General features: G+C 25.8%; 13 protein-coding genes. 2 read left to right on the forward strand and 11 right to left on the reverse strand.

Annotated elements, in window-relative coordinates:
- Positions 1–81: 81 nt before the first annotated feature.
- The 5 genes from ACQPVP_RS12625 to ACQPVP_RS12645 form a co-directional block, all read right to left on the reverse strand.
- Positions 82–969, reverse strand: coding sequence for a ComEC/Rec2 family competence protein (locus ACQPVP_RS12625; RefSeq protein ID WP_430850607.1), 888 nt, complete (start codon positions 967–969; stop codon positions 82–84).
- Between the two features lie 181 nt (positions 970–1,150).
- Complete coding sequence (locus ACQPVP_RS12630; RefSeq protein WP_430850468.1) at positions 1,151–1,615, reverse strand: threonine/serine exporter family protein; 465 nt, start codon at positions 1,613–1,615, stop codon at positions 1,151–1,153.
- Between the two features lies 1 nt (position 1,616).
- Positions 1,617–2,381, reverse strand: coding sequence for a threonine/serine exporter family protein (locus ACQPVP_RS12635; RefSeq protein ID WP_430850470.1), 765 nt, complete (start codon positions 2,379–2,381; stop codon positions 1,617–1,619).
- 145 nt (positions 2,382–2,526) lie between these two features.
- Positions 2,527–2,949 carry a UDP-N-acetylglucosamine pyrophosphorylase gene (locus ACQPVP_RS12640; protein ID WP_430850472.1) on the reverse strand — a complete coding sequence of 141 codons (423 nt, stop codon included), beginning with the start codon at positions 2,947–2,949 and terminating at the stop codon, positions 2,527–2,529.
- Positions 2,950–2,997: 48 nt separating this feature from the next.
- Positions 2,998–5,610: a 3'-5' exonuclease gene (locus ACQPVP_RS12645; protein ID WP_430850474.1), complete on the reverse strand. Its 2,613-nt coding sequence runs from the start codon at positions 5,608–5,610 to the stop codon at positions 2,998–3,000.
- Between the two features lie 282 nt (positions 5,611–5,892).
- Here ACQPVP_RS12645 and ACQPVP_RS12650 point away from each other — a divergent pair, with 282 nt between their 5' ends.
- Complete coding sequence (locus ACQPVP_RS12650; RefSeq protein ID WP_430850477.1) at positions 5,893–6,942, forward strand: metallophosphoesterase; 1,050 nt, start codon at positions 5,893–5,895, stop codon at positions 6,940–6,942.
- 116 nt (positions 6,943–7,058) lie between these two features.
- Here the strand turns inward: ACQPVP_RS12650 and ACQPVP_RS12655 are convergent, their stop codons facing one another.
- The 5 genes from ACQPVP_RS12655 to ACQPVP_RS12675 form a co-directional block, all read right to left on the reverse strand.
- Entirely contained in the window at positions 7,059–8,834 is a 1,776-nt protein-coding gene (locus tag ACQPVP_RS12655) for a M3 family oligoendopeptidase (protein WP_430850479.1), read from the reverse strand.
- A 70-nt stretch (positions 8,835–8,904) separates the two neighbouring features.
- Positions 8,905–9,588 carry a helix-turn-helix domain-containing protein gene (locus ACQPVP_RS12660; RefSeq protein ID WP_430850481.1) on the reverse strand — a complete coding sequence of 228 codons (684 nt, stop codon included), beginning with the start codon at positions 9,586–9,588 and terminating at the stop codon, positions 8,905–8,907.
- Between the two features lie 198 nt (positions 9,589–9,786).
- On the reverse strand, positions 9,787–10,365 hold the full coding sequence (locus ACQPVP_RS12665; RefSeq protein WP_430850483.1) for a hypothetical protein: 579 nt from the start codon (positions 10,363–10,365) through the stop codon (positions 9,787–9,789).
- Positions 10,366–10,588: 223 nt separating this feature from the next.
- Positions 10,589–11,014, reverse strand: coding sequence for a DUF3783 domain-containing protein (locus ACQPVP_RS12670; RefSeq protein ID WP_430850485.1), 426 nt, complete (start codon positions 11,012–11,014; stop codon positions 10,589–10,591).
- A 50-nt stretch (positions 11,015–11,064) separates the two neighbouring features.
- Positions 11,065–11,628: a putative ABC transporter permease gene (locus tag ACQPVP_RS12675; protein ID WP_430850487.1), complete on the reverse strand. Its 564-nt coding sequence runs from the start codon at positions 11,626–11,628 to the stop codon at positions 11,065–11,067.
- A gap of 142 nt (positions 11,629–11,770) precedes the next feature.
- On the opposite strand from ACQPVP_RS12675, the gene ACQPVP_RS12680 reads away from it, so the two are divergent.
- Positions 11,771–12,601: a cation diffusion facilitator family transporter gene (locus ACQPVP_RS12680; RefSeq protein WP_430850609.1), complete on the forward strand. Its 831-nt coding sequence runs from the start codon at positions 11,771–11,773 to the stop codon at positions 12,599–12,601.
- Positions 12,602–12,762: 161 nt separating this feature from the next.
- Here the strand turns inward: ACQPVP_RS12680 and ACQPVP_RS12685 are convergent, their stop codons facing one another.
- On the reverse strand, positions 12,763–13,407 hold the full coding sequence (locus tag ACQPVP_RS12685; protein ID WP_430850489.1) for a TIGR03943 family putative permease subunit: 645 nt from the start codon (positions 13,405–13,407) through the stop codon (positions 12,763–12,765).
- Between the last annotated feature and the right edge of the window lie 9 nt (positions 13,408–13,416).

Here is a 13,416-nt window from a genome sequence, read left to right on the forward strand (position 1 = left end):
AATATATTTTAAATTATATTACATATTTGTATAAAATTAAAGACTGCTGACACTTTGTCAGCAGTCTGAAAAAACTCAAGCTTAAATAGCTTGAGTTTTTATTTCAATATTGTTTCCATCAGAAGTAATTGTTATTTGTCCTTGTTTATCTGTTCTATATGCTTCAATTCCCATATCATCTATAATCTGTAATGTTTCTCTATGAGGATGACCATAAGAATTATCTATACCACAACTTATTATTCCATATTTAGGAGAAATAGCTTCTATAAATTCTTTAGTAGATGACGTACTTGAACCATGGTGCCCAAATTTAATAACATCAGCTTTTAGTTCATTTGAATATTTTTTTACCACTTCTTCTTCTACAACTTTTTCGGCATCTCCTGTAAATATAAATGCTTTATCTCCATAAGTTAACTTCATTATAGGTGAATAATCATTTAAATCATCATAACTTTCTTGTATAGGTGAATAAACATCTATCCTAGCTCCCTCTCCTAATTCAAAACTTGTCCCTTCTTTTATTACATTTGCCTTTAATCCTTCATTACTTACTGCCTTCATCATATTTTCGAATGTCTTAGTTGTATTAGTTACCTTTGGCATATAGAAACTTTCTACATCATACTTTTCAAAAATCTTCGTCATTCCACCAATATGATCTTCATGAGGATGCGTTGCTATAACTATTTCAAAATCATCAATATTTTTTTCTTCTAATTGTTGAATTAATTTATCTGAATCACTTTTTGGTCCAGCATCAATAAGTATATCAAAATCATTAACTTTAATATAGGCTGCATCTCCCTGTCCAACATCTAAATAAGATATTTCTAAAACTCCTGTTGGTATACCTAAATTAGTGTTTATTATATCCTTACCAAAGTAGGCTGAAAAAATAGCTATAATCCCAAAGATTATAATAGTTAATAATTGAGCCTTTTTATTGCCCTTATGCTTTTTCATATTTTTTTCAAAGGCTTTCTTTAAGTCACTCTCTTTAGTCAAAACTTCTTCCTCCTAAAAATATCTTTATATTATAAATATTATATGTACTAATTATAAAAATGTCAAAAGGCGCTACATTATGTCCTGCAGCGCCCCATAGCCATAGTTAATAGAATAATAACTTCTGACTACAAATCTATTATTTGTGGATAATTATATTTTTATTCACTTCAATTTTTACCTTTTTATTTTTTATTAATATCTTAGTAATAGTCGAAACTAAAACTATTCCTAGTGCTAAGGCCCCTGCTGAAGCCATTGTATTTATTCCTATTTCCAATGATTTCATAATATCTCCAGTTATTGCTTCTACCATAGTATAATACATCCCGCCTCCTGGAACTAAAGGAATTAATGCTGCAATTACAAAAGTAGTTACAGGAGTTTTTAATACTCTTGCAAAAATCTCTGAATATGTGCTTAATGCTAGTGCCGCTAAAAATAATGATGTTGTATCTGATACCCCAAGCATTAAAGAAAACTTATAAACGAACCAGCCTAAGGCACCACATAATGCTGCAAAAATTAAATTTTTACCTTTTATATTGAAAACTATTCCAAATGCAAATGTTGAAATAAAAGCAGCAATCACTTCAAGTATCATTTTATATTCCTCCAAATAAACTAATCCAAAAACTTAAAATCACGCCTGTACCCACAGCTACTGCAATAGCTGTTAAGAATGCATCAGCTCCTCTTGCAAGACCTGATACTAAATCTCCAGCCACAGTATCTCTAATAGCATTTGTAATGGATAATCCAGGAACTAATAACATAATAGACCCAATTATGACCTTGTCCATATCATTTGCTAAATTAATTTTAATAGAGAAAATAGCTAATAATGCTAAAATTCCTGCTGCTATACTCGTAATAAAAAATGAATTCAGTCCCATTTTTTCATTTTTTATGGTAACATACTTTACTACTAATCCAATAAAAAAAGCAGCTATTGCATCTCTTAAGGATCCACCAAATAAAAATACAAACCCAAAAGCACCTATTGCAGAAAATAAAATTGTTACTTTATCAGAATATCTTTTTTCATCTTCAATTTCTTTAAGCTTTCTTTTTAAATTTTCCAACGTTATATTTTCACTACTTATATGTCTTGCTAAATCATTTACTTTATGAATTTTTTGCAAGTCTACCGATCTATTAGAAATTCTTACAACTAATGATTTTATTATTCCTTTATGAGAAGCAGAAGCAATTATTACAGTAGGAGTAGCATAACTACTAGCCGATTCTACACCTAAAGATGTACAAACTCTATTCATAGTTTCTTCAACCCTATAAGCTTCAGCACCACTTTCTAACATTATCTTTCCCGCGTAAGAAGCTACTTCAAGTATTTCATTTATCTCCATTTTTTATCCCTTCTTTTAAAACTTAACTTCATTATTATACAATTCTAAAATTACCATGTCTATATAGATTTTAATACATTTTTCATTAAATTAAAAAAAGATGAAAGAGATGGCACTTTATAAAATCTCCTTCATCTTTTTAAGCTTATATACTATTAATTATATTTTCTATAGACTTAACTGATGCTTCCCTTATGGTAAATATCACATCTTCATCAATTCTAAGCTTAGTTTCATTATTATTTATCTTAATTTTATTTAAGTTAAGACCTGAATTTCCAAATTCTTTATATTTGGTTGGTGATAAATCAATATTAAAAATTTTATCTTTAGCTCCAGTAATTTTTATTAAACTACCTTCACATCCTATATCTTTTACTTTTAATGTAATTATGTTATTTCCTTTAAGAACAACTTTATTTTCTGGCACTCCTACAACTTCAACTTTTCCAGTCATAGTCATCCACCCACCACTTAATTTTATCTTAGATAATAACTCTAAGTTATACTCTTCTGTAATTTTTGTTAACAGTTGTCCAAGTTCATAAATATTTAAATTATATTTCATCAATTTCTTCCTCACAGTATTTATAAAATTTATTTAATTATACTACAATTAATAATCATTATCCATATATTCTTTATTAATATGTACAATAAACTTACTTCTTTTATTTTCCCTTCCGTAATCTTCGTACAAATGGTATGTCAAATACAAATGTTTTTTAGCTCTTGTTAATGCTACATAGAAGGTTCGCATCTCCTCTTCAAGGTTATTTGACTTAATTGCCATATATGAAGGAAATACTCCTTCTTGAAGTCCACATATAAATACAGTATCAAACTCTAATCCCTTCGACTGATGAACTGTAATAATAGGTATCCTTTTTTTCTTAGTTCTATTTACTATTAAGCTTTCTAGTTCCCCATTAGAAAGTCCAGTTATTCTTATTATATCTAATAGTGAATCTCTATTACTTTTACTATTATCATCAAGCTCCTTAACTAAAACATAAAAATCTCTAAGTCTTTCAATTTTTTCATTAGCTTCCTTTTCAATTTCACTACTTCTACCACTATATAAAGTTTTAATGCTAAAGCTTTTAATTATATCAACAATAATATCTTGAGGTCTTTTATTTTTAGATCTTTCAAATAAAGAATTTAATGATTCATTAATTTTAGAAAAAGCTCTTATATGCTTTCCAATAAAATTAATCCTATTAAAAGATGTAGGCATTATATCCTTATATACAGCTCTAATTAATAAATCTTTTGTAGCTAAGATATCATCCATAGCATCATGACTAGGTTTATTATCAGTATTAAATATATTACTTAAAGTTTCTAACTTATAGTTTTCTAATCTAGTATGGAATCTCCTATATATATCTAAAGTGTCATAAAATGTTTTAAAATTTAGTCCTTCTATTTTATTTCTAGAAAGTTCACTAGTTAGAATATTTATATCATATTGAACATTATGCCCAACAATAACTGAACCCTTAGAAAACTCTATAAATTCTTTTAATACTTTTTCTTTATCTTCTCCATTTTTCTTTAAAAATTCATCACTAAACCCATGTACTTTAAAAGACTTTTCTACAGACTTTTTATTCTTTAAAAATTTCTCAAAGCTGTCTATTACTTTACCTTCTTTATTTATTTTTATAGCTGCAATTTGAATTATTTCATCTTCTGTTACATCAGTTCCTGTACTTTCTACATCGAACACTATTATGTTATCTTTTTGAAGTTCCTCTATTAATAAAGAATACTTTTCTCCATATATTTTTACATTTTCATCTATAAAATCTGTTAAAGCTATTCCAACTTCTTTATACTCTTTAGACTCAATCACCTTTAATGTTGATTCTCCTATTCCTGTAGGTAATCTCTTAACTATCCTTCTTAAACTTACATTGTCATATCTATTAGCTATAAGTTTTAAAAAAGCTATTATATCTTTTATTTCTTGCCTTCTAAAAAACTTAAATTGATCAACTAATATAAATTCAAACTCTGAACCTTCATATCCAATTATATTCTGAAGCTCCCTACTTAAACTTATATTGTAATTATTATCCCTACTTAATATACAAACCTTTGAAGCATCTTCTCCATCTTTATTTAGTTTTCTTACTTCATCGAATATATACCTTGCTTCTTCTCTTAAGGTCTTAGTCTCTTTAAGTTTAATTTTTTCCCCAGTTACACTTGTTATTGAAGTTATCTTTTCTTTATATATAGAAGAATATTGTTTTTGAAAAACATTTTCTAAAAAACTTAAAGATCCATCAGTTATATATTTTGTAGACCTATAATTCTTAGAAAAAACTACTTCTATAGGTTTGTATTTTTCCTTAAATAAATCTAATATTCTCTCCGGCTCTGATCCTCTCCATCCATAAATAGTTTGAAACATGTCTCCACAAAGTAATATATTGTTGTTTCCAAATATTCTTTCAATAATTGAATATTCTAAAGTGCTAGTATCTTGAACTTCATCTATATTAATATACTTAAATTTATTTTTTAAATTTAATACTAACTCCTCATCAATTAATAATTCTTTTGCTTTTATAGTTAAATCTGCAAAATCTAATCCATGATTATTATAAAGTAAAGAGTTATATACTATTACTAATGCTCCCCCGTGCTTTTCTAAATTTTTTTCCATTTTAAAGTCTAAACTTCCTCTATTACTGCATAGAGATTTTATCTTTTCATGATTATATTTAAAAATATATTTAACAACTTCATTGTAAGTCTTTAATAAATCTTCTCCTGAAAAATTTAATCTTGATTTTTCAATTTTAACTAATTCTATAAACTGTTGAAGTTTATTTACAGGGTAATTATAAAAGTTACACTCTTTAATTATTTCTTTACAATCTTCCTCATCAAAAACTATAAAATCCGTAAATATATCTGTTCTCTTTTTTGCCTCACTTTTAATTAAATCGAAACAAAAGCTATGGAATGTTCTAATAGTAATATCCTTTGCACTATCACCTACAACATCCTCAATTCTATCTCTCATTTCTGCACAAGCTTTATTAGTAAAAGTAATGCATAATATTTCTTTAGGATCTGCTTTTTTTAAATTAATAATATTAGAAATTCTACTTGATAATGTATTAGTTTTTCCAGTACCTGCTGATGCAAGAAGCAGAATATTATTATCTAACTCATTTACAACTAAAGCTTGTTCCTTATTTAAAGTCATACTTACTCCTCCTAGCTTTACTTTCTACTACCATCTTTAATTAAATACTCATCTCAAATATTTTTATTTATATAATTATTATACTATAATCTTTAGTAATTTCATTGTTCTACATTTTACTTATGGTCAAAACTCCTATTATTTCATAAAAAATTTTAATATGTTATAATTATCTAAAAATTATTTATGGAGTTGATAAAATTGAAAGGGAAAAATAAATTTATATTTATTATATTTACTTCTGTATATTTATTAGTGAATTATATAATGGGTAGCATATTTTTGAATGGTTTTAATTCAATTTTAAAAATATCCCCCTTAGCATTCTGGCCTGTATTTTGGGCCTTAGCCTTATGTTATACTGCTTCCTTTATATTAAATAAATATATAAAACCTAGTTTAACAAATTTTCTTTACTTAATAGGTGCCTATTGGCTAGGTCTTCTTATGTATTCAGCACTATCCTTTCCTATTTTAGCAATAATAAATCTACTAATTACTAAAGCTCCTTTTTTTAGTAATAATTTTTATTTATATGAAACAATATTAATTTTATTAATATTTATATTTATTACTATACTAGGAAGTTATAATGCTAAAAATTCTTATATCAAATATATTAATGTTAAAACAAATAAAGAATGTTTGAAAGAACCTTTAAATATAGTAATGGTTTCAGATCTCCATTTAGGTAACATAATTAGAAATAAAAGATTGAAAACTATGGTAAAAGAAATAAACTCTCTTAATCCAGATATAGTTATTATTGCTGGAGATATTATTGATAGTGATATTAAGCCATTTTTAAATCACAATATGGCAAATGAGTTTTCTAGTTTAAAATCAAAATATGGTGTATTTGCAACTTTAGGTAATCATGACATTATAACTAAATCTGAGAATGAAATAGTTAAAATACTTAAAGAAAATTCAATAATTGTATTAAGAGATGAAGTTGCTTTAGTTAATGATAGTTTTTATATTATAGGAAGAGACGATATAACCGTAAATAAATACACTAATAAGTCTCGTGCTTCTCTAGAAGATTTAACAAAGGATTTAGACAAATCTAAGCCATTAATTGTTGTTGACCACAATCCAAAATATTTAAATGAAAGCTTAGATGCTAATATTGATTTACAACTTTCTGGACATACTCATAAAGGGCAAATTGCTCCTGGTAATATAGTAACTAACAAATTATTTGAAGTCCACTATGGTCATTTAAAAAAGAATAATTTAAATGTTGTAGTTTCATCAGGATATGGAACTTGGGGACCTCCTGTTAGATTAGGAAGCAAAAGTGAAATAGTTCAAATTAATTTACAATAGAAAAAAATTGAGCTGTCTTACATACAGCTCAATTAAAATAATTTTTACTTTTAAAACTCTTACTAGAGTTTTTTCTTTAATTTTTCATTTTATGTTATATATTATTCTATAGTATCTTATATTTCATAACTCAATTCTATAAATTTTTCTATATCTTCCTCAATAAGCTTTAAAGAACTTCTCCAGAAATTAACATCATGAACATCTATATTCATTATTTTAGTAACATCAGCTACCATATTCTTACCTGTAACCGCTAATAATTCTTCATACTCCTTACAGAAACCCTCGCCTCTCTTTAAATACTCTGCATATAGCCCCTTAGCAAATAAGTTTCCAAAAGCATATGGAAAATTATAAAAATTAGCAGTAGCATAATAATAATGCGGCTTCCATGTCCACATATATTTATGAAGATAATTACTATCTAATCCATCCCCATAAGCCTCTTTTTGTGCTCTAATCATTGCATCATTAATTTCTTCTACTGATAAAGAACTTTCTTTTCTCTTTTCAAAAACTTCACTTTCAAATAAGAATCTTGAATATATATCAACTATAACTTGATTACAATCAGATATTTCAGCCTCTAAAATTGCAAAAGCCTCTTCTTTAGGAGCATCTTTAACTGCACTTTTTTTAATAATTATTTCACAGAAATTAGATGCAGTTTCAGCTAAAGTCATAGGATATTCAGAATTTAGCATAGTCTCTTTGTTTAAACATTCTCCATGGAACCCATGTCCAAGTTCATGAGCCATAGTTACAACATCACTAAAACTATCTCCATAGTTTAATAATATTCTACTTTCTCCAATATCCTTAATACTAGCGCAGAAAGCTCCCCCTACTTTGCCTTCTTTTGGATATACATCTAACCAATTATTATTGAATGCTTTAACAACAAAATCAGCTAAATTATTACTAAACCCTCTAAAATTCTTTTCTACGAAAGCCTTTCCTTCTTCAAAAGTGAACTTCATTTCTTTTTCTATAACAGGTGCATATAAGTCATAAAATGGAAGTCCATTTTTATGTCCTAAAATCTCAGCTTTTCTTTTTAAGTACTTTCTAAATACAGGTAAACTTTCTTTAATAGCAGTTATCATGGCATTTAATATTTCTTCATCCATCCTTGATTCTTCTAGAGTCATATGAAGAGGTGATTTATATCCTTTAAGTTCAGAGGTAGTTATTACTTCTCCCTTAATTCCGTTTAAAGCTGCTGCTACTCCTTCTTCTATTTTTCCATAAGAATTTATTTCAGCTTCATAAGCTTTTTTTCTTATATCTGGATCTTTGCTGTAAGCCATATTTAAAACAACAGTTAATGGAAGAGATTCCTCTTTTCCATCTACATTAATATCTACCTTATGAGTTGATATTAAGTAATCTTTATAGTTTGACCAAGCCTCTGAACCTGTAGTTCTCATCTTAGCAATTATAGCTTCTTCCTTATCACTTAACATATATTTATTTTTTTCAACTATTTCTTTAATTATAAATTCATGATCCTTTAATAATTTAGAAGATTTGATTATTTCATCTATATTTTCTATAGATGAAATCCATTTATATATTTTAGTGAATGGTTCAGCTAAAAGACTATTTTTAGCATTTACAACATCTAAATATTTTCTTCCTTCAACATTTCTTGAATCTGCACTTATTGTTAAGCTTGCAAAAGATGCTGTTTTACTTATAAGTAAATAAATATTTTCCATTTTATTTATTACAGACTCTAGTGATTTTAAAATATCACCATTATTATTTAATTCCTCTGCAAATATTTTCAAATTATTTATGTCCTTATCTATCTTCTCTAGATCATTAAGAAATTCCTTTGATGTAAAAGATGGATAAAGCTCATTTAAGCTCCAATTATTTGACATTTCTTTGCCCCCTTTAAAAGTATTAATAAAATTATAGTATTAATTTAAACCTTTTTCAATAAATTGCCACCTATATAGAATAATTTTTATTTCTAAATTTTAGTGGAGAAACTCCAACTATTTTTTTAAAAGTATTGGTAAAATGACTTTGATCATGGAAACCTAATAATATGCTTATTTCTAAAATGCTTTTTTCAGTACTTAATAATAAGGTTTTTGCTCTATCTATTTTTATTTCTCTTAAATACCTCATTATCGATATACCCTTGTACTTTTTAAAGCAAGTAGATGCATAGCCAACTGATATATTTAAATTTTTGCATATTTCTTCTAGGGATGTATGATTTTCTATATTTAGATGAAGAGCTTGTAGAAGTTTATTGACTGTGAAGCTGTCTGTAATTTCAGTATCATTAGTAAGTAACTCCATATATTGATTGATCATATTAAGTTCTATTTCTTGAAGGTATTTTATAGAATTAGATTCTTTTATTTTTCTATAGAACTTATTATAAATTGGATGTAAATATTTTTTTGATATCCCATTTCTAATAATTTCTCTAGTATAAATTGCATTCCAAATAATTAAGTCATCTTTTTTATGTTCCTTATCTACTTCATCAACTAACTCTGATAAATGCTTTTCCTTTGTTATCTTTATAAGTTCATTTTTATTTCTAGCTTCAATTAATAAAGACATTCTATTATTGAAAATATTAAAGTCAGATTCAAAACTTTCATAACCATCATTCATAAAATTCATCCCCCCTATAATAATTATATACATATTATATTATAAATTTTAAACCTCCTTCAATTCATCCTAAAATTTTACAATATGCTAATTAATATAGATTATTTTTTTTAATATAACAGTAACAGCTTTTAAAATTATTAAATTAATACAAAAATAGACAGATGAATCATTTAAAATCCACTGTCTATTCTTTTGCTAATTTTTCTTAATTGTATTTAAAACATAACTTCTAAATTCTGAAAAATTTCCTTCAATTATAGAAGCTCCTTTATTAATCTTTCCACTAAAAAAGTTATACTCTGCTGATCCATAATTAAAGCTCGCACTAGAAACAATTATACTAGAATCCGTAACTCTGTAATTTACATCGCATAACATTACCTCTTTACAAAATTCTATAAATTCATTTGCTTTTTCTAAACTTCCTTTACAAACTGTATTTAATGTAAATTTAAATAACCCATATCCACCTATTAAAGGTACCATTTGACTATTTCCCATATAGAACACTCTGCCCATATTATAAAAATACTTCATATTTCCGTACTCCATAGTCTTATATTCAGTATTTATTACTAAATCCTTATTATCTAAGCTTGTAAACTTCTCAACTATTTCATCCCAAGCTCTAGCTTCAGCAGTTTTGTTATTAGTTATTACACTTTTAAATTTATCAAAAGCATTATCTAAATCCTTATCTTTATTTACTATTGATCCATTTACTATTACACTATATTCATCATTTTCAAATATTAACTCTACCTTGCTGTTCATAATAAACTCCCTCATGTATTTTCCTATTTAATAATAATTATTATAACATAATTATTAAATATTTAAAATAACTAATTCAAATTCATAATTTTATAAGTTAAATCTTATATTTCTCATAAATTAGTACATACTAGTTTTAATAATAAATCACTAAATTAATTATATTAAAATACTAATAAAGTGTATCCTCCATAAATTCTTAGTCTTAACTCAATCTACTTTGTTACTCTTCGTGTTCATAGTTTTTTCCTGATTTCATTGCTATATTTTCAGCTGTTAAATTCTTTAATAATACATTAACACTCCATTCCTTAGAAGTTTCTGTAACTGTAGCCTTTAAAACATTATTTAACCTAAACTTTTTAAGATTTTCAATAAATAATCCTATTTTAGCTCCTGGAATATTATTAAATATTATTGCTTTACTTTTAATTCCATCTTCAGAATCATTTAATATATTTCCTGCTAAAACATCTTTAACTAATGTATTTCCATTTTTATAGCTTATAACTATCTTATCTCTAATTCCAATCATTCCCGCTAAACTACTAATAGTTTTTATTTCTTTAGCGTTAAAGTTGCATAATATAGCACAGCTTCTTCCTTCATTTGTTGAAGTTTCCTTTGTATCTAATAATTCAAATGACATATTTTTCTCCTTTTTACAAATAAAATTCTTATCTATATCATATAAAATTACTAAGAATTAAGCAACCTAGATTTTTTAAAATTTAACTTAATAGTTAATGTGTATATAAAGTCTATTGCCATAATTATGGATATTATTAAATTAGATACTCTAAAAAAATTTTCTAAACTTATATAAAAATTATTTACAACCGGTTGAACATAACTTATTCCAAAATAACAAAGAATCATCCAATAAAACGAAAACCTTAAAGTTATTAAACCTCTATAATTATATTTTAAATCTGAATAGTCCCAATATTTTTCATTAAATATCCTTAAAAGCAAATACCCACTTATAAATTCTATGGTTGTTGGGACTATTATGTATAAAAATAATCTAATAAATATATTAAAATTATAATATGTATTTAATAAAGCTAGTATAGTAAATGCAATACCATACATAGGTTTATATGGACCCTTTAAAAACCCCTTATTCTTAAATCTTCCAGTAATTATATAGCTATATACCTCTTCTATTATATAGCCTACTATAGAATACAAAATAAAATTAAATATTATAAAGTTAATTATAGTCACAAAAGAACACCAACCTTTAGTAAATTTCCTCATTAGTTTATCCAATAATAATTCATAAATACCTGGTTTTGTATTTTGTAACTTTTAACCTTTCCAAGAATAAAATAAACTATATAATTTATAAGGAGAGATTAAAATAGACGCTACTTATAAAAAAGTTAAATATATATTAATAATTCTTTTAGGTGCAAATTTATTTGTCGCAATTTCTAAGATTCTAGTAGGCTTAGTAATTAATAGTTCTAGCGTAACTGCCGATGGTCTCCATTCTATTTCAGATAGTGCATCAAATATAGTAGGAATTATAGGAATTACATTAGCTTCAAAACCTAAGGATACTGAACATCCATACGGTCATAAAAAATTTGAAACAATTTCAAGTATACTAATAGGATTAATGTTATTACTTCTTGGTATTAATGTCATTAAGACATCAATTTCAAAACTATTTAATCCTTCTGTTTTATCCATAACTATTGAAAGCCTAATAGTTATATTAATAACCTTAATAATAAATATATTTGTTGCTATATATGAAAATAAACAAGGGCATAAGTTAAATAGTCAACTTTTAATAGCTGACTCCCTTCATACTAAAAGTGATATATTTGTATCTATTGGTGTTTTAATTGCATTGCTGACAGTTAAACTAGGTCTTTCCCCTATTATAGATACTTTTGCATCATTTATTGTAGCCTTTTTTATTTTACATGCCTCTTATGAAATAATTAAAGATAATATGTCATCTCTAACTGATAAAAATATGGTAGATGAAGGTGTAATAATAAATATACTAAAAGAATTTAAAGCTATTAATGATGTCCATAATATTAGATCTAGAGGACACAATGATTATATTTTCTTAGACATGCATATTAAAGTTGATTCAAACTTAAATGTTGATGAGGCCCATACCCTAGTACATGATATTGAAAATACACTAAATAAAAAATTAAATAAAAAAATAGATCTAATAATTCATGTAGAACCATCTAATAAAATATAGCTTGAAATTTAGCTAAAGCTAACTTTATAAAAAAAGTACTTCTATATAATTTTGCTTATTCCGTCTTAATCTCTAAGTCATAACAAAATTAATAGAAGTACTTTAATATTAAAGATAAAATTTATAAAAAATTATTAGAACACTAATCTTTTTATAAATTTCTAAAAATAAATATTAATTGGTTCATTAATATTTAAATATTCATCTACATCTAAATAGTATTCTCCGTCATAGGCTATTTTCCCTAGGACTTTTATCCATTGCCCCTCCTTAAACTTATCCTTTGATAAAGAGCTTATTCCTATAATATATGAGTCTGCTGCACAACAATTCATTTCCTCTCTTGCTAAAATAAATCTTTCTCCCTCATATTTATATACAAATCCAGTAAATATTATATACTTACCTAGATACTCTTCACCGGAACTTTCTAACTCCTCTAAAATATGATGAGTGTCATGATTAATTTCTATGGCATCTTTTGCAAAAATATTGTTGAAGCTTGCAATATTGTTCTCTTCATTATAAAAGCTATTTCTTAATAAAAGTAAAACCCCAATACTTAATGTTAAAATTATAGGAATAAATTTAAAGGAAGTATCTTCTCTAGAATTAAAGCTAAAAACTTTCATAAGCTGGACTATAATAAACATTGGTAAAATAACTAAAGCTATATATAAATTCTTTGCTGTTTTTACACTTAAATAGTTATATATATTTCCAGATAGCATCAAATACCCTATATATGATGTTAAAAGAATAAGTATAAGTAGCCAAATAAATTCTTCTATATTAAATCTTTTCATACTATCCTC

The sequence above is a fragment of the Clostridium nigeriense genome (genome assembly GCF_050585265.1).
Taxonomy (GTDB): domain Bacteria; phylum Bacillota; class Clostridia; order Clostridiales; family Clostridiaceae; genus Clostridium; species Clostridium nigeriense_B.

Bases quoted from the DNA above. Each gene is read 5' to 3' on its own strand.
- ACQPVP_RS12655 (WP_430850479.1), bottom strand. From the start codon at position 8,834: ATGTCAAATAATTGGAGCTTAAATGAGCTTTATCCATCTTTTACATCA.
- ACQPVP_RS12630 (WP_430850468.1), bottom strand. From the start codon at position 1,615: ATGATACTTGAAGTGATTGCTGCTTTTATTTCAACATTTGCATTTGGA.
- ACQPVP_RS12645 (WP_430850474.1), bottom strand. From the start codon at position 5,610: ATGACTTTAAATAAGGAACAAGCTTTAGTTGTAAATGAGTTAGATAAT.
- ACQPVP_RS12635 (WP_430850470.1), bottom strand. From the start codon at position 2,381: ATGGAGATAAATGAAATACTTGAAGTAGCTTCTTACGCGGGAAAGATA.
- ACQPVP_RS12670 (WP_430850485.1), bottom strand. From the start codon at position 11,014: ATGTCATTTGAATTATTAGATACAAAGGAAACTTCAACAAATGAAGGA.
- ACQPVP_RS12675 (WP_430850487.1), bottom strand. From the start codon at position 11,628: ATGAGGAAATTTACTAAAGGTTGGTGTTCTTTTGTGACTATAATTAAC.
- ACQPVP_RS12685 (WP_430850489.1), bottom strand. From the start codon at position 13,407: ATGAAAAGATTTAATATAGAAGAATTTATTTGGCTACTTATACTTATT.
- ACQPVP_RS12625 (WP_430850607.1), bottom strand. From the start codon at position 969: ATGAAAAAGCATAAGGGCAATAAAAAGGCTCAATTATTAACTATTATA.
- ACQPVP_RS12665 (WP_430850483.1), bottom strand. From the start codon at position 10,365: ATGAACAGCAAGGTAGAGTTAATATTTGAAAATGATGAATATAGTGTA.
- ACQPVP_RS12660 (WP_430850481.1), bottom strand. From the start codon at position 9,588: ATGAATGATGGTTATGAAAGTTTTGAATCTGACTTTAATATTTTCAAT.
- ACQPVP_RS12640 (WP_430850472.1), bottom strand. From the start codon at position 2,949: ATGAAATATAATTTAAATATTTATGAACTTGGACAACTGTTAACAAAA.